Annotated in this window: 14 protein-coding genes; 9 read left to right on the top strand and 5 right to left on the bottom strand. The window is 46.1% G+C overall.

Translation table 11 applies throughout. The annotated features are described in order from the left end of the window. Positions 1-11: 11 nt before the first annotated feature. Positions 12-926, bottom strand: a complete 915-nt coding sequence (xerA, locus tag PP178_RS10675; protein WP_272594328.1) for a site-specific tyrosine recombinase/integron integrase — start codon at positions 924-926, stop codon at positions 12-14. A 102-nt stretch (positions 927-1,028) separates the two neighbouring features. Here xerA and aroQ point away from each other — a divergent pair, with 102 nt between their 5' ends. Next, positions 1,029-1,448 (top strand): type II 3-dehydroquinate dehydratase, encoded by a 420-nt coding sequence (gene aroQ / locus PP178_RS10680; RefSeq protein ID WP_272594329.1) that lies wholly within the window; start codon positions 1,029-1,031, stop codon positions 1,446-1,448. A gap of 6 nt (positions 1,449-1,454) precedes the next feature. Here aroQ and PP178_RS10685 read toward each other — a convergent pair whose 3' ends face one another. The 4 genes from PP178_RS10685 to PP178_RS10700 all read right to left on the bottom strand — a co-directional run bounded on the left by PP178_RS10685 (position 1,455) and on the right by PP178_RS10700 (position 4,565). Further along, on the bottom strand, positions 1,455-1,751 hold the full coding sequence (locus PP178_RS10685) for a DUF3817 domain-containing protein (protein WP_272594330.1): 297 nt from the start codon (positions 1,749-1,751) through the stop codon (positions 1,455-1,457). Positions 1,752-1,832: 81 nt separating this feature from the next. Beyond that, positions 1,833-3,224: a dihydrolipoyl dehydrogenase gene (lpdA, locus tag PP178_RS10690; RefSeq protein ID WP_272594331.1), complete on the bottom strand. Its 1,392-nt coding sequence runs from the start codon at positions 3,222-3,224 to the stop codon at positions 1,833-1,835. Between the two features lie 170 nt (positions 3,225-3,394). Further along, positions 3,395-3,895: a peptide-methionine (R)-S-oxide reductase MsrB gene (gene msrB, locus PP178_RS10695; protein ID WP_272594332.1), complete on the bottom strand. Its 501-nt coding sequence runs from the start codon at positions 3,893-3,895 to the stop codon at positions 3,395-3,397. A 103-nt stretch (positions 3,896-3,998) separates the two neighbouring features. Further along, positions 3,999-4,565, bottom strand: a complete 567-nt coding sequence (locus PP178_RS10700) for a collagen-like protein (RefSeq protein WP_272594333.1) — start codon at positions 4,563-4,565, stop codon at positions 3,999-4,001. A gap of 454 nt (positions 4,566-5,019) precedes the next feature. Between PP178_RS10700 and PP178_RS10705 the strand changes: the two genes are divergently transcribed. From PP178_RS10705 to PP178_RS10740, 8 genes are all read left to right on the top strand, one after another. Then, entirely contained in the window at positions 5,020-6,540 is a 1,521-nt protein-coding gene (locus PP178_RS10705) for an MFS transporter (protein WP_272594334.1), read from the top strand. Between the two features lie 55 nt (positions 6,541-6,595). Next, positions 6,596-7,981, top strand: a complete 1,386-nt coding sequence (locus PP178_RS10710) for an alpha-amylase family glycosyl hydrolase (protein WP_272594335.1) — start codon at positions 6,596-6,598, stop codon at positions 7,979-7,981. 154 nt (positions 7,982-8,135) lie between these two features. Continuing rightward, entirely contained in the window at positions 8,136-10,073 is a 1,938-nt protein-coding gene (locus PP178_RS10715) for an alpha-1,4-glucan--maltose-1-phosphate maltosyltransferase (protein ID WP_272594336.1), read from the top strand. Between the two features lie 3 nt (positions 10,074-10,076). Continuing rightward, positions 10,077-11,714, top strand: coding sequence for a maltokinase N-terminal cap-like domain-containing protein (locus tag PP178_RS10720; protein WP_272594337.1), 1,638 nt, complete (start codon positions 10,077-10,079; stop codon positions 11,712-11,714). A 3-nt stretch (positions 11,715-11,717) separates the two neighbouring features. Beyond that, a complete protein-coding gene (gene glgB, locus PP178_RS10725; protein WP_272594338.1) occupies positions 11,718-13,616 on the top strand; it encodes a 1,4-alpha-glucan branching protein GlgB in 1,899 nt (632 codons plus the stop codon). Positions 13,617-13,721: 105 nt separating this feature from the next. Next, positions 13,722-16,121, top strand: coding sequence for a glycoside hydrolase family 31 protein (locus tag PP178_RS10730; protein WP_272594339.1), 2,400 nt, complete (start codon positions 13,722-13,724; stop codon positions 16,119-16,121). 100 nt (positions 16,122-16,221) lie between these two features. Further along, positions 16,222-17,034, top strand: coding sequence for a M48 family metallopeptidase (locus PP178_RS10735; RefSeq protein WP_272594340.1), 813 nt, complete (start codon positions 16,222-16,224; stop codon positions 17,032-17,034). A 51-nt stretch (positions 17,035-17,085) separates the two neighbouring features. Next, the gene (locus PP178_RS10740; protein WP_272594341.1) at positions 17,086-18,411 is read left to right on the top strand and encodes an MFS transporter; all 1,326 of its coding nucleotides are present in this window, start codon (positions 17,086-17,088) and stop codon (positions 18,409-18,411) included. Positions 18,412-18,436 lie beyond the last annotated feature (25 nt).

Consider the following 18,436-nt stretch of genomic DNA (forward strand, 5'->3'; position numbering starts at 1 on the left):
TGGATACCTGCTTAGGCTTCTTTCTTTTCGGGCTTCCTGGGATGAAAATCCTCGATCACCTTCACCAGGTCGTCCCGGTCCAGGTGTACATATACTTCTGTAGTGGTAATACTGGCATGACCCAGCATTTGTTGTATAGCCCTGAGATCTGCCCCACCCCGGAGCAGTTCCGTGGCAAAGGAATGCCTGAGGGTATGCGGACTGATGGATTTCTTAAAACCGCATTGTTCTGCCAGTCTCCGGATGATGGTAAAGATCATGGCCCTGGTCAGCTGATTTCCACGTCTATTCAAGAATAAGATGTCTTCTGATCCTTTTTTGATGAGCTGGTGCCTCCTGATCTCCTGCCTGTATATATTAATGTATTTCTGCGTGTAGGGCAGGATGGGGACCAGGCGTTGTTTATTCCCTTTACCGGTGACTTTAATAAACCCTTCCTCAAAATAGAGGTCGGATATTTTAAGGGTGACCAGTTCAGATACACGCAGGCCGCAGCCGTACAGGGTTTCCAGGATAGCCCGGTTTCGTTCCCCTTCGGGTTTGGAGAGATCTATAGCTGCGATCAGCTGGTCTACTTCTTCCGAGGACAGTGTGTCCGGGAGTTTCCGTCCTGTTTTAGGACTTTCTATCAGGTCCATGGGATTATCCTTCCTGTAATCTTCGAAGAGCAGGTAGTTGAAAAAGCTTTTCAGACCGGAAATTATCCTCGCCTGTGACCTGGCATTGAGTTCTTTGGCGATTTCATAGACAAAATACTGTATAGTGCCGGCGGTCACCTTTAAAGGGTCCTCTTCTAACTGGCCCTCCATCACAAAATCCCTTAATTTCTCCACATCCATCTGGTAATTCTCGATAGAATGTACAGAAAGTCCCCTTTCGATTTTGAGATAGTTGCGATAATCTGTGATGGCCTGTTCCCATTTCATGAGTTAAAGATAGCATTTTGGACAGAAGGAGCCCCGGGGGTCGTCTGTGGTAAAATTGATGTAGCGCTTTTTCATTGCCGCCTGATTCCGTACTTTTAACCTATGAAAATTATCATCATAAATGGGCCCAACCTGAACTTATTGGGCAAGAGAGAACCGGAGATCTATGGAAGTAGTTCTTTTGAAAATTATTTTTCCGAATTGCAGTTTAAGTTTAAGGAAGTACAGCTAGAGTACTACCAATCTAATATAGAAGGAGAGATCATCAGCAAAATACAGGAAGTGGGATTTTCTTATGATGGGATAGTGCTTAATGCGGCGGCCTATACCCATACTTCTGTCGGCATAGGAGATGCGATTAAAGCTATAGAAACACCTGTAGTAGAGGTACATATTTCTAACACCTACAAGAGAGAAGACTTCCGGCATGTGTCTTACATATCACCGGTAGCAAAAGGGGTGATCCTCGGTTTTGGGCTGCTGGGTTATGAGCTGGCCATCCGAAGCTTCCTGAAAGACTAAGGGCTATTAACCCCTGGCTAAATTTCCACTTTTGTGGAAGTATTTCTGTTCTATATAAAAAGTACCGAATGGCAGCAGGGAGGCGACAAACAAGATCAGGAAGCGCTTAAAGCTCCATTTTAATACGTAACATACCCACATAGCCATCAAGACGTAGGCGATAAAAAGCACCCCATGGGCGTAACCGATGTAAATGTTGGGCTCAGGAATACCCGCCCAATATTTCAACGGCATACTGAAGCCCATTAAAAGGAGGAATGAGATTCCTTCTGCAATGGCAATGGCTCTGAATAATGGTATCATAGCTAATTTAAATGACCGCGACCCATCAATATTGTTTTCACAGCAGGACGGGTCGCGGAATATTATTTAATTCAGTTTCACTTAGAGGTGGATCACTTCATCATAAGCATCGGCAACAGCTTCCATTACCGCCTCGCTCATGGTAGGGTGGGGGTGAACCGCTTTCAGGATCTCGTGACCCGTAGTTTCTAACTTTCGGGCTACAACCGCCTCGGCGATCATATCGGTAACCCCGGCTCCGATCATATGGCAACCCAGCCATTCTCCGTATTTAGCATCGAAGATAACCTTTACAAAACCGTCTGAATTCCCTGATGCCTGGGCTTTACCACTGGCTGAAAACGGAAATTTCCCGACTTTGATCTCGTAACCTTTCTCTTTAGCTTGTTTTTCTGTAAGACCTACAGAAGCTACTTCGGGCATACAATAAGTACATCCCGGGATATTACCGTAATCCAGGGGCTCAACATGCATACCGGCGATCTTTTCTACACAGAGTATTCCTTCTGCAGAGGCAACGTGGGCCAATGCCTGTCCCGGGGTAACATCCCCGATAGCATAGTAACCCGGAATATTGGTCTGGTAGTAATCGTTAACAAGGATCTTATCACGGTCCGTGGCAATCCCAACCGATTCAAGGCCGATATTTTCAATATTGGATTTTATTCCGACAGCGGAAAGAACGATATCCGCTTCCAGCACTTCTTCGCCCTTAGCAGTTTTAACGGTAGCTTTTACACCATCGCCGCTGGTGTCTACTTTGGTCACCTCTGCGGAGGTCATAATCTTGACTCCGGATTTTTTAAAGGTGCGCTCTAATTGTTTAGAAACTTCTTCGTCTTCTAGGGGTACAATGTTGGGCAGGAATTCTACAACAGTTACCTCTGTACCCATGGCATTGTAGAAGTAGGCAAACTCGATACCGATGGCACCGCTACCTACGACAATCATTTTTTTAGGTTGTTTTTCCAGGGTCATCGCATTTCGGTAGCCTATCACTTTTTTCCCGTCCTGAGGCAGGGCAGGCAGTTCACGACTCCTTGCTCCTGTAGCAATGATTACATGGTCTGCACTGTATTCAGTTTCTTTACCGTCTTCTCCTTTAACACTTACTTTCTTGCCCGATTTCAAAGTTCCGAAACCGTTGATGACCTCAATTTTGTTCTTTTTCATCAGGAACTGCACACCCTTGCTCATTCCATTTGCAACGTTCCGGCTTCTCTGGACCACTGCATCAAAGTCCTTATCTACATCCTTCGCGACCAGACCATAGTCTTCCGCGTGTTGCAGGTAATCAAATACCTGTGCAGATTTAAGAAGGGCCTTGGTCGGAATACATCCCCAGTTCAGGCAGACGCCGCCCAGGCTTTCCTTTTCAACGATGGCTGTTTTAAAACCAAGTTGAGATGCCCTGATCGCCGTAACGTAGCCTCCAGGACCACTTCCCAGTACAATAATGTCAAATTTGCTCATCTATTTAAGTGTTTGAGATCGTTATTTTGAAGTGGCAAAGTTACGAAACCTAACTGAAAGCCCATAGACTAAAAATCGGCTCTTTACAGCTGATCTCCCTTCAATGACATTTGGGCATAAAAAAAGGAAAGACGTTAAATCCTTTCCTTATACTCGGCTTTTACTATACCCTACTCTGCGGGTATAAAATCAAGTGCGGCCCCGTTAATACAGTGCCTTTTCCCGGTGGTAGCTTTTGGTCCGTCCTCAAATACGTGCCCTAGGTGACCACCACAAACTGCGCAATGCTCTTCTGTGCGTTTATATCCTATCTTATAGTCCACATCATAGGCTACGTTACCTTCAATGGCACGGTCAAAACTTGGCCAGCCCGTACCCGAATCAAACTTATGTTCACTTTCAAAGAGGGGAGTTTTACAAGCGGCGCAAACATAGGTTCCTTTTTTCTTGATATCCAGCAATTCACTGCTGAAGGGATTCTCCGTGCCTGCTTCCCTGAGGATAAAGAATTCCATCTCGCTGAGCTCTTTTCGCCACTCGGCCTCAGTTTTACTAACGGTAAATTCCTTGGCTGTTTCCTTTTTCTCGTCAGCTTTCTTCGAATTGTCCTGGGAGTTACCTTTGCATCCAAGAAGAGCAAAGGTCCCGATAATTAATATTTTCCTGATCATAGCAATTTTTTGTTTTTAGACGAATCATTAAGATAATCCTTTCATTCCATAAAAAAAAGACCCCCGGGTCAATTGCCGGGGGTCTTAAGTTTAAGCTGTAAGCTTAGTTCATTATATGTTTTTCTACCTGGGATTCGGGGAATTGCAGTTGCTTCATAACGGCATCCAGGTTAGCAGTATCTATGTTGTTACTCTGCACGTAATCGGCTGGGAGAATTGCGATACGAAATACTTGGTTCTGCGTATCTCCGGGCGGTAGTAAACTCAGGTCAAAGTCCGATTCCAGGAACATACTGACATCAAAAAAGGTGTGGTCATAATTGTATTGCAGTAAGCCCTCGTTGAGAATCCGGGTCTGGGGAAGCAACCTCCAGATATCCACAGCCTCGCCGTTCCCGTCTTCGGTCTGTTCCCAGAGAATATACACAAGGACGACATCAGATTCAAAAACTTCTACCGTCTGCGGAAATTCATAGAAGATCGTGTAATCATTCTGGGGAGTAAAACTACCCTCTATTTCAATAACCTGCCCCAGGATATTCACTCCGTCAGCCCCATCAGCTCCGTCAAAACCATCAAATCCGGGAGGTCCCGGAGGCCCTGCAGGTCCTTCGCAGGCAAGAAAGATCAGGCTCATCACGGCAGTAATCATTATAGTAAATCGTTTCATATCAGTATTGGTTTTAAATGAATAAAGGTCCCCGGTCTAAGGGATGTTTTGTAGTACTTTACAAAAAGCGTTCCAAAAATTTTTTTAAGGTTGAATTTTTCACCCTATCACGCTAATGCAAATCAGGAAATTTTTTGCTGTTCCTGAATTATTTTAAGCAATAGTGACGGTGTTGCTGATAGGTCTCACCGTATCCAAATTATTTACTGCTATCTATCATAAATTGAATCGTTTAATTACATCCCTAAATGTTCCGATCCGCGATTTTGAATTGCAAGCTCCCATTCCCATGGTGTACCCGTGCAGGTTTCTGATGCTGCAACTTTTGAACTCCCGGGTTGGTGAAAATTAAATTGTCCTATATTTATTGCGCTGTAGGAGCGATTATCCACCTGATGTCATGGGGTAAAACTTCAGTAACAGCCGCAAACAAACTCGACTAAAAAACGATCAAATGAAAAAACGCAAACTGGGGTTTTGGGAAATCTGGAATATGAGTTTTGGTTTCCTGGGGATTCAATTTGGCTTTGCACTACAGAACGCTAACACTTCAAGGATCTTTGAAACCCTGGGAGCCCAGGTCGATGATATCCCCATTCTCTGGATCGCGGCACCGGTTACCGGTTTGGTGGTTCAACCCATCATAGGGTATTTTTCGGACAGGACCTGGACAAGAATGGGAAGAAGGCGTCCCTATTTCCTGGTCGGAGCGGTCTTGGCTTCAATCGCCCTTTGCATCATGCCGAATTCTCCTTCGCTTTGGGTGGCAGCGGGGATGCTATGGATCATGGATGCCTCTATCAATGTATCCATGGAGCCTTTCAGGGCTTTTGTCGGCGATAACCTGCCTTCGGACCAGCGCACGCTGGGCTTTGCTATGCAAAGCTTTTTTATAGGCATTGGGGCGGTAGTGGGCTCCATGATGCCTTATATTTTTACTAATTGGCTAGGGATCAGCAATACGGCCCCGGAGGGAATTATTCCTGATTCCGTAAAATGGTCATTTTATGTTGGGGCCATAGTATTTTTCCTGGCGGTGCTCTGGACAGTCATTCGCTCTAAAGAGTACACTCCGGAAGAAATGGAGGCCTTTGATGAAAATAAGGCGGTTACCCTGCCCGAGATCACCCCGGCCGAGAACGAAGACAGGATCCGAAAATTGAGAAAATATGGTGTCATTTTAACCCTGGTCGGGGCTCTTGGTACCTTAATACCCTATCTCTTAGACCTGCACAAAGAATTATACATTCTAACCATTGGACTATTTACCGTGGGAATTCTGTTCCTGGTATCTTCCTGGGTGCGCAGGCGAAAAGGACGAACCGGATTTGTCATCATAATGACCGACTTGCTATACATGCCCGATACCATGAAACAATTGGCGTGGGTACAGTTCTTTTCTTGGTTTGCCCTCTTTTCCATGTGGATATATACTACACAAGCGGTCACTGGGCACGTTTACGGTACCACCGATACTACTTCCCAGCTGTATAACGACGCTGCAGATTGGGTAACCGTCTTGTTTGCAATTTATAACGGGGTAGCGGCCCTGGTCGCCTTCCTATTGCCGGTTATGGCCAGGAAGACCAGCAGGAAAATGACCCACCTTCTGGCCTTGTGTTTGGGAGGAGTTGGACTGATCTCGGTGTATTTTATCGCCTCCCCGGAAATGTTAATTCTTTCCATGGTAGGTGTCGGGATTGCCTGGGCAAGCATACTTTCTGTACCTTATGCTATGCTCGCAGGGGCCTTGCCACCAAAAAAAATGGGGTATTATATGGGAGTGTTCAACTTCTTTATCGTAATCCCTCAAATGGTCGCTGCCACCATCCTGGGATTCATGGTCAGTGGTTTTTTCAATGGAGAACCCGTTTATGCCCTGATCGTTGGCGGTTTATCCATGATCCTTGCCGGGCTGCTCACTTTAAAAGTGAATGACCGGGCTACCATAGACCTCAAGGACGTAGGGCATTAATAGTTTTGATGGTTTAGGTCTGGCTAGTTAAAGGACAGAATTACTATTTAGACCTATGAGTACCTATGCTAAACCAAGGGTGCCTGACTGGCATAAGAATGCTACCCTCTACGAGGTGAACCTCCGCCATTATACTCCGGAAGGAACGATCAAGGCTTTTTCCGCTCACCTTCCCCGGCTGAAACAGATGGGGGTGGATATCCTTTGGTTTATGCCGCTGCATCCCGTCAGTAAGAAAAAACGTAAAGGAGAACTGGGGAGCCCATATGCCGCAGCTCATTACACCCATATTAACCCTCTTTTTGGGACGGATCGGGATTTCAGGAACCTGCTTCAACAAGTTCGCCTGCTTGGCATGCACACTATTATAGACTGGATACCGAACCATACCGGTTGGGATCACCCATGGATAACAGACCACCCGGATTGGTATCTCCAGGATGACCACGGTAATATCATTGATCCTGTCAATCCGTATTCCGGGGAGTCATGGGGATGGACCGATGTAGCAGCTCTGAATTACAGTAGTCGGGAGATGCGGAATGCTATGATTGCCGCTATGAGGTATTGGGTAGAAGAAGTGGGGGTGGATGGTTTCAGGGTGGATGTGGCCCACGGTGTTCCGTTCGATTTCTGGGAAGAATGTACAGACGTACTTTATGCCATTAAACCCCTTTTTATGCTGGCAGAGGCCGAAGTCCCGGAGCTCCTGAACAGTGGTTGTTTTGTGATGGATTACGGCTGGGATATGCATAAGCTGCTGAGAAGGATCGCAAAGTATAAAGGAGCGACCAGGAGGGAGGGTCCGCAGCTCGTACAGGGAAACCTGCAGCAAAGTGAGGCAGAAAGTATTAACCGGGAGACCCATGCCTGTGATATTGATAAATTGTTAGCTGTACGCGATAGCAGGTATCACCGTGGTTACCAGATGTACTTTACCTCTAACCACGATGAGAATGCCTGGTCCGGGACAGCCTATGAGTGGTTCGGTGAAGGGCACGAGGCTTTCGCGGTTTTAACGGCTACTTTTAGTGGAATGCCATTGTTGTATTCCGGGATGGAATCTGCCATAGATAAGCAATTCAGGTTCTTCACAAAAGATGAAATCGACTGGGGAGATTTCAGGCATGCTGCTTTTTATGAGGCGCTTTTTAAGCTAAAGCATCGGAACAAGGCACTGTGGAATGGAAGCCATGGAGGGAAACTGGTGAAAATTATAACAGGGCAGGACCGGGATATCTATGCCTTTAGCAGGGAAAAAGAAGGGGACCGGGTGGTGGTTCTGATCAACCTGTCATCCCATCATCACACTATCCACTTGGATCTCCACTTAGAGGAGGGTCCTTATTATTCCCTATTTACAGGGGATAAGGCCGATTTTCGTCGGGAGCAGACTTTTCTATTGGTTCCTTGGGATTACCGGGTCTTCTCCAACAGATAATCGATCATTTTTATTATATTCCATATCACGAGTGACTATTAAGCTTTGCCGTGAACTTCAGAAGCTTACCGATTTAAGATCAAGTGTAGGCTCCGGTATGTTATTGCAATAGAAAAATAGTACATTTAAAAACCTAACCGAACAAACCAGAATTATGTACAGACAGCAGCGTGTCGTTATAGAGGATATAAAACCTCAATTGCAATGTGGTGCCTTTTTTATAAAACGCGTCGTAGACGAAACAGTAACCGTCAGTGCCGATATCCTTCCGGATGGTCATGACGTGATGCAGGCCGAGGTGCGGTACAGGCATGAAGATGAAAAGACCTACAGGGAAAACCGCATGGAAAAGGAAGGAAATGATCGATATTCTGCCACCTTTAAAGTAGAAAAGCAGGGCTTCTATGAGTATTACATCAGGGGTTGGGTCGATTACGCGCTCAACTGGCAACATGGTATTGAAGCGAAACTGAAAGATGCGCAACACGTTAAGAGCGAATTACTGGATGGCGTCCAATACCTGGAGTATCTGCAATCCGTACTAAAGGGGAAGCAAAAACAGCAGATTGCCGAATGGGCTTCAAAATTCCAGGATGATAATGCTTATGATCAGGCAGTGCAAATCGCTGTCTCTGATGATCTGCACCAGCTTTTCTTACAACACCCTCAACGCATTCTCGCCAACGAATCCAAGGTTCTTAAGGTTTACGTAGACCGGAAAAAGGCAAATTTTAGTACCTGGTACGAATTTTTCCCTCGTTCGGCCTCCATGGAGGAAGGAAAACACGGGACTTTCAAGGATTGTGAACGCCTGCTCCCACGCATTGCCAATATGGGTTTTGACGTGCTTTATTTTCCACCCATTCACCCAATAGGGGAAGTAAACCGGAAAGGAAAGAATAACGCGACCAAGGCCAGGGAAGGCGACTCCGGTGTGCCATGGGGAATCGGTTCCCGTCATGGGGGGCATAAAGCCATTCACCCGGAATTGGGAACAGAAGACGATTTTAAGCAATTGATCAGTTCGGCAGGGGATCACGGTATTGAGATCGCGATGGACCTGGCCTTCCAGGCAGCCCCGGATCATCCTTATGTGAGTGATCGCCCGGAATGGTTCAGGAAGAGACCGGATGGAACAATTCAGTATGCGGAAAATCCTCCGAAAAAATACCAGGATATTGTCAACTTTTATTTTGAAACTCCTGCATACAAGGAATTATGGCAGGAATTACTGAGTGTTACCTTGAAGTGGGTAAACTTTGGGATTCGAATCTTCAGGGTAGATAACCCACATACCAAGCCCTATTATTTCTGGCATTGGCTGATCGCCGAGGTGAAGAAAGTTCACCCGGATGTACTTTTCCTGGCCGAAGCCTTTTCCCGGCCCAGGATTATGCAGCAATTGGCCAAACAGGGTTTTTCACAATCCTACACCTATTTTACCTGGAGGGTAAATAAGCACGAGCTCACCGAATATATGACAGAGCTTACGCAATCCGAGATGCGCGAATATTACCGTCCTAATTTCTGGCCGAACACCCCGGATATCAACCCTTACCACCTGCAGGGTGCTAACGAGGCCATGCACCTGATCCGGTATGCGCTGGCGGCAACACTGTGTGGTAATCTCGGTATTTATGGTCCCGTCTTCGAATTCATGGAAACTGAAGCCATCCCCGGGAAGGAGGAATATCTTAATTGCGAGAAATACGAGATCCGGCATTGGGATTGGAACCATGAGAATAAACTAACCTACCTGATTACAAGGATCAACGAAGCCCGTAAGCAATACAGGTCGCTGCAGCAGACCAATAATATCAGGTTCTGTTTTGTGGAAAACGATCAATTGCTGGCTTTCCATAAGTGGAGCGATGATCATCATGATGAAACCCTGGTGGTAATTAGCCTGGATCCACACCATGAGCAACAGGGAATCATTCAGTTGCCTTTAGATAGCCTGGGAATAGCTGCAGGACATAGGGTAGAGGTCCGTGATGTTATCACTGAAAATACATATACCTGGAACCAGGAGTGGAATTTTGTGGCCCTGAACCCCAACCTTCCCTTCCATATTTTCCATCTAAACAAATAATCTATGTCTGAAAAGAACAACAAACCGGTAGAACAAGCGCCTTCCGTCTTTGATTCGGCCTGGGAAAACTTATTGGAAAATGACAGTTTTATTGAATATTTCCTTTGTGATGTTCTTGAAGATTATGTAACAAAACAGCGTTGGTACGGGGGTAAGTCCAGTAAGCTGAAATATATTGAACTCTCAGAGTATTTCAGGATTCAACAGCACGAAGAAGTGTATTATGGCCTGTTGCTTGAAGTGAATTTTGAAGAGGCTTTCTACCAGCATTATTTTCTCCCTATCGCCTTTGTATCTGATGAAAGCTTTGCAGAAAAGGACCGCATACTTCCAGTATCTATCAACGGCCAGGATGGTTATATCATCGATGCTCTTAACCTGGAAGCTTTCCGAAAGCTGGTGTTTGAGCGAATTGTGACTGCGGTACCAAATGACAAGACCCGGGTGCGATACCACAATAGTGTTCACCTCAAAGATACCGAGTATCGTTCGTCCCGTTTCATGGGGATGGAACAGAGTAACACCTCTATTATCATTAATGACAAGTATGTGATCAAATTCTTCCGCCGAATCTATTCGGATACGAATCCTGATTACGAAATGAGTTGCTTCCTGTCTGAAATCAAGGGGTACAAGAATACTCCTCCTTATTGTGGAAGTATCAATATCGTGGATATTGAAGGGGTCATGGTCACCATTGCACTCATGCAGGAATTGGTAGAAAACCAGGGCGATGCATGGGAATACATGCTCAAAGAGCTGAAGGTTGTATTTGGAAACTTATCTGCCAAAAGGATCAGTATAGATAAACTGCCCGGGACGCAGATGTTCAAGTCGCTTGAAATCAATGATGTGCCCCCTCAAATTATTGATTGGGTAGGCCTCAACCTCTTTCTTAAACTACAGACCTTAGCTACCCGTACAGCAGAAATGCACATTGCACTCGGCTCAGAATTTGGCGATACTGCCTTTACCCCGGCTCATTTTAACGGGGACTACGAGGTATGGCTTAAGAACCGGCTATTGTACCAGTTCCAGAACCGCCTCAATATCGTAGAAAACAATATGCACAGGCTTAAGGGACGCTCCCTGATGCTGGCTGAGAAATTCCTGGAGCAGAAAAACGATATACGACAACGATTTGTGAAGTTCGACTGGACCAAATTAAAGGGTGAACGGATCAGGATCCACGGGGATTACCACCTGGGGCAGGTACTTGTTCAGGGGGATGATTTTTACCTGCTCGATTTTGAAGGCGAACCCGAAAGCACGATTCGCGACAGGAAGGTGAAGCAACCTCCCCTGAAAGATGTTGCCGGAATCTTCCGCTCTTTCCACTACGCCATTTACGCGACCATTTTTAATTCGGGAAAAGATTTCCCTTATTCGGAAGATGAATTATTTAAAGCCGGAGAAATCTTATACCGGTATTTCATCGGTGTATTTATGGGACGCTATGTCAGCCTGATACAGGAACACAACCTCAATATTGGCTATACCCAGGAACGGATTTTTATACTGCGCTATTGCATGCTAGAAAAGGCCGTGTACGAATTGGGTTATGAGATGAATTCCAGGCCGCAGTGGGCCGTGATCCCATTAGAAGGGATCATGAGTATTATTAACGAGACTAACAATTAACATATGGGAAAAGTTATTCCACACAGTTTATTCACCGATTATGATATTAACCTTTTTAAATCAGGAAAGCATTATCGCCTATACGACAAATTAGGGTCACACCCCATGGAACTCAATGGTGAAAAGGGAACCTATTTCGCGGTATGGGCCCCCACGGCCAAGTCGGTTTCCGTAATTGGGGATTTTAACTACTGGTTAGAAGGAGATCATAAACTTTATGTTCGCTGGGACGAGAGCGGTATATGGGAAGGTTTTATACCCGGCGTGGCCAAGGGGAACCTGTATAAATACAAGATCCGATCGCACAACCAGGACATGACGACGGAGAAAGCCGATCCCTTTGCCCGCTATTCTGAGCAACCTCCCAAAACTGCTTCCGTGGTCTGGGAAGGCGATTATAAATGGAAGGATAAAGCCTGGATGGGCTACAGGGAAGAGAAAAACGGTCTAGACAGGCCTTATTCTGTCTACGAAGTACACCTGGGGTCCTGGAAACGCACTGATGATAATAAGTTCCTGAGCTACGAGGCTTTTGCTGATGAATTGGTGAGTTATGTAAAAAAGATGGGCTTTACACACGTAGAGTTTATGCCGGTGATGGAATTTCCGTACGATCCCTCATGGGGATACCAGCTTACGGGCTACTTTGCACCTACATCGCGTTTCGGAAACCCTGAAGAGTTTAAGAAACTGGTAGATACCATGCACCAGAACGATATTGGCGTCATCCTGGATTGGGTGCCTTCACATTTCCCGGAAGATGCCCACGGGCTGGGTATGTTTGATGGCTCGCATCTCTATGAACACCCGGATCGAAGACGTGGATACCACCCGGACTGGAAAAGTCTCATATTTAATTACGGCAGGAACGAAGTCCGTGCCTTCTTAATCTCCAATGCCTGTTTCTGGCTGGATCAGTTCCATGTGGATGGTCTCCGGGTAGATGCCGTGGCTTCCATGTTGTACCTGGATTATTCACGGGAGGAAGGAGAATGGGAACCGAACATCTACGGGAACAATGAGAACCTGGAGGCGATTTCATTCTTCAAGGAGCTGAACGAGTATGTTTATGGAAATTTCAACGGGGTACAAACCATCGCTGAAGAATCCACGGCATTTTCAGGGGTGACCAAACCGGTGCACCTGGGTGGCTTAGGATTTGGGATGAAATGGATGATGGGATGGATGCATGATACGCTCGAGTTCTTCAAGAAAGAACCCGTATACAGGAAGCACCACCAGAACGATATAACCTTTAGCCTCACTTACGCATTTACCGAGAATTTTATGCTGCCCTTCTCTCATGATGAGGTGGTATATGGCAAGCAGTCACTATTATACAGAATGCCCGGGGACGAATGGCAGCGTTTTGCCAACCTCCGATTGTTATTCGGGTATATGTTCACCCACCCCGGAACCAACCTTATCTTTATGGGTGGGGAATTTGGGCAGTCGTCCGAGTGGAATTACCAGCACAGCCTGGATTGGCACCTTACCAAGTACGATTTCCATTCCGGAATGCAGGAACTGGTGAAACAATTGAATCACGTTTACCAGAATTATCCTGCGCTTTACGAAAAGCAGTTCAGCCCGGAAGGCTTCCAGTGGATAGACTACGGTGATGCAGAGAACTCCGTTCTTACTTATATCCGGAAAGGACATGATAAAAAGAACGATGTATACGTCGCATGCAATTTTACCCCCGTCCCAAGGGAAAACTACAGGATTGGGATGCCATCCGGTAAAAAGGCTGTGGCCGAGATATTTAATTCTGATGATAAAAAATACGGCGGAAGCGGAATGCACAACAAGGCAATTAAGGTGACTAAGACCAGTTGGCACGGTCAACCTAACTCGGTAGAAGTTAATTTACCGCCACTTTCGGTATTGATATTTCAGTAAGAGAAAACGCTCTACGCTAACGTTATAGTTAAAAAAACATGACAACTTCCTTACTTTTTTTAAGGATTTAAGCTTTCTTTTGCGACACCAACAAAGGAATTAATCATGATTACCAATACAGAATTAGAATACAAAGGGAATTTATATCCCAATGAGATAGTTAATGTTAAGCAGGAGTCTGATAAATTCTATTTTACCACGGCTAACGGGGTAATACTTGAACTTACCGTGATCCGCAACAGTGCGGTGCGGTTTCGTTATGCCACAGAACATCTTTTTCAGCCAGACTTCTCTTATGCGATCAGCGAAAACGCCATCAAGGGGTACAACCACCTGGACTTCCGGGAGACAGAAACCGAATACTGGGTAGAAACGGGGCGCATCCGCGTGCTCATTGACAAAAAGACCATGCGTACCCAGATTTCTGATAGGGATGGAAATATCATCAATGAGGATGAACTGGGATTCCATTGGGAAGAGAATTACACCCATGGGGGTAATTCCGTGAAGATGAGTAAGATCACCCAGGCGTCAGAAAGTTTTTATGGCATGGGTGACAAGGCCACCCATTCTAACCTTAAAGGGAAACGAGTGAATAACTGGGTAACGGACCAGTACGCTTATGGAAAGGACCAGGACCCCCTTTACAAGGCCATTCCATTTTATATCGGGCTGCACAATCAGATCGCTTACGGGATCTTTTTTGATAACACCTTCAGAACTCATTTTGATTTCTCTCATGAGCGCCGAAATGTAACCAGTTTCTGGGCCGATGGAGGAGAAATGAATTATTATTTCTTTTACGGCCCTGAAATGTCGAGGGTGGTGCAAGCCTATACCGATCTCACCGGGACCCCGGAACTACCTCCTTTATGGGCCCTGGGGTATCACCAATCCAAGTGGAGCTATTACCCTGACAGCCAGGTCAGGGCTTTGGGCAAGCAGTTCAGGAAACTTAAGATCCCCTGTGATGCCATTTACCTGGATATTGATTATATGGACGGTTTTCGCTGTTTTACCTGGGACAAGGATAAATTTCCGGATCCCAAAGGAATGATACAGGACCTGGAAAAAGATGGTTTTAAGACCGTTGTTATGATAGACCCGGGTATCAAGGTAGACCGTGATTACTGGGTGTACCAGGAGGCTATGGAAAACGACTATTTCTGCAAAAGGGGAGATGGTCCATTGATGCGGGGTAAGGTATGGCCCGGCGTCTGCAGCTTTCCCGATTTCACCAATCCTGAAGTGAGGAAATGGTGGGCCAACCTGTATAAAGAACTTATCGCCGAGACCGGAGTACACTCGGTGTGGAATGATATGAATGAACCTGCGGTTATGGAAGTCCCGACCAAGACTGCACCTTTGGACACCCGTCATAACTACGATGGTCATCCCTGCAGTCACCGGAAAGCTCATAATATTTACGGGACACAGATGGTTAGGGCGACCTATGACGGGGTTAAGAAATTTGTCTACCCCAAGAGACCCTTCGTGATCACAAGGGCTGCATATGCCGGTGCACAGCGTTACGCTTGTACCTGGACCGGAGATAACGTAGCCACCTGGGAGCATCTGTGGATCGCCAATGTACAGGTACAGCGAATGTGCCTCAGTGGGTATTCCTTTGTTGGATCGGATATCGGGGGCTTTGCTGAGCAACCCAATGGGGAACTATTCGCGAGGTGGATACAACTGGGAGTCTTTCACCCCTTCTGCAGGGTGCACTCCAGTGGGGATCACGGGGACCAGGAACCTTGGTCTTTTGACCCGGAGGTTACAAAGATCGTCCGCAAGTTCATCGAGCTGAGATACCAGTTATTGCCATATCTCTACACCATGTTTTGGAAGTACTCCAAGGATAATGTGCCTATGATCAAATCCCTGGTATATTACGACCAGGAGGATCCCCAGACCCATTTCCGTACAGACGAGTTTATTTTCGGGGACCAGATCCTGGTCTGTCCTGTACAGGAACCCAACGCTAAAGGCAGGCGTATGTACCTGCCCAAGGGTCACTGGCATAATTACTGGACCGGGGAGGTCGTAGAAGGCGGACTGGAGAAATGGGTGGTAGCCGATATTGACAAGGTGCCACTATTCATTAAAGAAGGAGCTATTATTCCTTTTTACCCCGTGCAGCAGTATGTGGGCGAGAAAACATTGAAACAGCTCACCCTGAACGTCTATTACAAACTCGGCATTGAAGATTCTACAGTCTACGAGGATGCCCAGGATGGCTACGATTATAAGAAAGGCGGCTACAGTCTCAGGAATTTTAAACTCAATGGTAAAGAGAAAGAACTGATCATCCAGCAATTTAAGGACGGTACTTATGATACCACCTATGATACTTTCAAGATCAGGTTACACGGCATGCCATTTAAGATAAAGGCAATTGAAGTAGACAACGTCAAAGTTTCCCTGGATAGTGTACGTATGAACGGTGAAAGTACCATTGAAATAAGCAAAAATTTTACGGAATTGCACATCATCGGGGCCTGATTTATGCTTACTTTCATTACCTGCGGGATTCGGTACGATTCTTGATTTTTGTAAGAAAAATACATCGACCTGCATTGAAGTAAGGAAAAATTATAAAACGATGAAAAAAACACTATTGATATTAGCGGTGATGTTAACCGTTGTAGCCTGTAAGACCAATCCTTTTACCGGCAAAAAAACATTGAATTTCTATCCTAACAGCCAGATTTTCCCCATGGCGTTTGCCCAATACAACGAGTTTTTAAAAGAAAATAAGGTGGTAGAGGGAACGGAAGATGCCCGTATGGTGACTAATGTTGGGCAAAAAATCTCTGCAGCTGCAGAACGCTGGCTGACCGCGAATGGTTACCCGGGTTATCTTAAAGATTACCGTTGGGAATATAACCTGGTCAATGACGAGGCCGTCAACGCATGGGCAATGCCCGGCGGGAAAATTGTCTTCTATAGCGGGATCATGCCTATTGCCAAGAACGAAGCCGGAGTTGCAGCTATCATGGGGCATGAAGTTGCCCATGCACTTGCGGATCACGGGGCGCAACGAATGAGTGCCGGAACTTTGCAACAATTAGGAGCAGTTGCCGGAAATATCGCGATCAGCGATCCGGAGAAAAGAAATGTTTTCAACCAGGCCTACGGGGTGGGTTCTACGGTAGGGGTAATGCTGCCCTTTAGCCGGAGCCACGAGACCGAGGCAGACCGTATAGGACTACAGATCATGGCTATCGCGGGCTACGATCCTATGGAAGCCGCTGATTTATGGAGGAGGATGAAAGCAGAGTCAGGGAATGCAGCACCGCCCGAATTCCTGAGTACCCACCCTTCTAATGATACCCGTATCAACAATATAGAGAAATGGGCGCCCTTGGCTAAGGAAGAAGCACGCAAATTTGGGGTGACATCTTTTAAATCCTAATCAGTTTAAAAACGTATATTGAAACCGTTTCCAAAAAGAAACGGTTTTTTTATGGCACAGGTTCTGGCTGCGAAAGGAAGTAAAAGATTACTTAATGCATGGGCATTTTACGATTGGGCCAATTCGGTGTACAGCCTGGTAATCACCTCTACGATCTTCCCGCTTTTTTACGGGGCCCTTTTCCGGGTAGCCGGGATAGAGGAAGTGTTTATTTTTGGAGGTTATATTGCCAGGGCTCCCCTCATCAGCTATGTCACTTCTGCCGCATTTCTCTTTATAGCCATCATCACTCCTTTTATCGCGGGTATCTCGGATTACTTGGGTAATAAGAGAGGGTTTATGAAATTCTTCTGCTACCTGGGGGGTGTATCCTGTATTGGTCTTTATTGGTTTGCCCTGGATAATATATACCTGGGCCTGCTCTGCTATTTCCTCGGACTTACGGGATTCTGGGTCAGCTTCGCTATCAACAATTCTTACCTCCCGGATATAGCTTACCCTGAGCAACAAGACCGGGTAAGCGCTAAAGGCTTTTCTCTGGGGTATATCGGTAGTGTTATCCTCCTTTTATTTAATCTCGCTATGGTCATGAATCCATCCGTATTCGGCATCAGCGGGAGCGGTACTGAAGCCCCTGAACTAGTGGCGATGCGATACAGTTTTATCTCGGTGGGAATCTGGTGGATGTTATTCAGCCAGTATTCCTTCTATTACCTGCCCAAAGGCAATAAGCGAACAGGCCCTCGCCGGGATGTTTTACTCAATGGATTCAGGGAGCTTAAAGCAGTCTGGGCCCAGTTGCAGGGATTAGGTGAACTGAAAAGATATCTCCTGGCATTTTTTATATACAGTATGGCCGTACAGACGGTAATGCTGATCGCTGCTTACTTCGGAGAAGAAGAAGTGCAATGGGGAACGGATTCTGAACGTACTTCAGGGCTGATCGTAAGTATATTGGTCATACAACTGGTAGCTATAATCGGGGCCAGTGTTACGGCTTGGGCATCCCGGATTTTTGGAAATATCAGGACCCTTGTGGTGATCAATGGGCTCTGGGTGGTGATTTGTATCTATGCTTATTTTGTAGTCAGCCCCTTCCAGTTCTACCTTGCTGCAGGTTTTGTTGGCCTGGTCATGGGGGGTATCCAGGCGCTCTCTCGCTCTACCTATTCTAAATTTCTCCCCGAGACCAAGGATACCGCTTCATTTTTTAGTTTTTATGACGTGGCCGAGAAGATCGGGATCGTGATAGGTACACTTCTCTACGGCTTGGTGGCTCAACTTACCGGGAGCATGCGAAATGCATCGGTCTTCCTCGCCCTGTTCTTTATTTCGGGCTTAATTTTACTGCTGCGTGTACATAAAAAAGCCCCCTGAACAGGAGGCTTTATAGATGCTATGC

The sequence above is a fragment of the Zeaxanthinibacter sp. PT1 genome, assembly GCF_028464225.1.
Lineage (GTDB): Bacteria > Bacteroidota > Bacteroidia > Flavobacteriales > Flavobacteriaceae > Zeaxanthinibacter.

Excerpts from the sequence above, each read along its gene's own strand:
- PP178_RS10735 (WP_272594340.1), top strand. The coding sequence starts at position 16,222 with ATGAAAAAAACACTATTGATATTAGCGGTGATGTTAACCGTTGTAGCC.
- PP178_RS10730 (WP_272594339.1), top strand. The coding sequence starts at position 13,722 with ATGATTACCAATACAGAATTAGAATACAAAGGGAATTTATATCCCAAT.
- PP178_RS10705 (WP_272594334.1), top strand. The coding sequence starts at position 5,020 with ATGAAAAAACGCAAACTGGGGTTTTGGGAAATCTGGAATATGAGTTTT.
- PP178_RS10685 (WP_272594330.1), bottom strand. The coding sequence starts at position 1,751 with ATGATACCATTATTCAGAGCCATTGCCATTGCAGAAGGAATCTCATTC.
- PP178_RS10715 (WP_272594336.1), top strand. The coding sequence starts at position 8,136 with ATGTACAGACAGCAGCGTGTCGTTATAGAGGATATAAAACCTCAATTG.
- glgB (WP_272594338.1), top strand. The coding sequence starts at position 11,718 with ATGGGAAAAGTTATTCCACACAGTTTATTCACCGATTATGATATTAAC.
- lpdA (WP_272594331.1), bottom strand. The coding sequence starts at position 3,224 with ATGAGCAAATTTGACATTATTGTACTGGGAAGTGGTCCTGGAGGCTAC.
- PP178_RS10740 (WP_272594341.1), top strand. The coding sequence starts at position 17,086 with ATGGCACAGGTTCTGGCTGCGAAAGGAAGTAAAAGATTACTTAATGCA.
- PP178_RS10700 (WP_272594333.1), bottom strand. The coding sequence starts at position 4,565 with ATGAAACGATTTACTATAATGATTACTGCCGTGATGAGCCTGATCTTT.
- msrB (WP_272594332.1), bottom strand. The coding sequence starts at position 3,895 with ATGATCAGGAAAATATTAATTATCGGGACCTTTGCTCTTCTTGGATGC.
- PP178_RS10720 (WP_272594337.1), top strand. The coding sequence starts at position 10,077 with ATGTCTGAAAAGAACAACAAACCGGTAGAACAAGCGCCTTCCGTCTTT.
- PP178_RS10710 (WP_272594335.1), top strand. The coding sequence starts at position 6,596 with ATGAGTACCTATGCTAAACCAAGGGTGCCTGACTGGCATAAGAATGCT.
- aroQ (WP_272594329.1), top strand. The coding sequence starts at position 1,029 with ATGAAAATTATCATCATAAATGGGCCCAACCTGAACTTATTGGGCAAG.
- xerA (WP_272594328.1), bottom strand. The coding sequence starts at position 926 with ATGAAATGGGAACAGGCCATCACAGATTATCGCAACTATCTCAAAATC.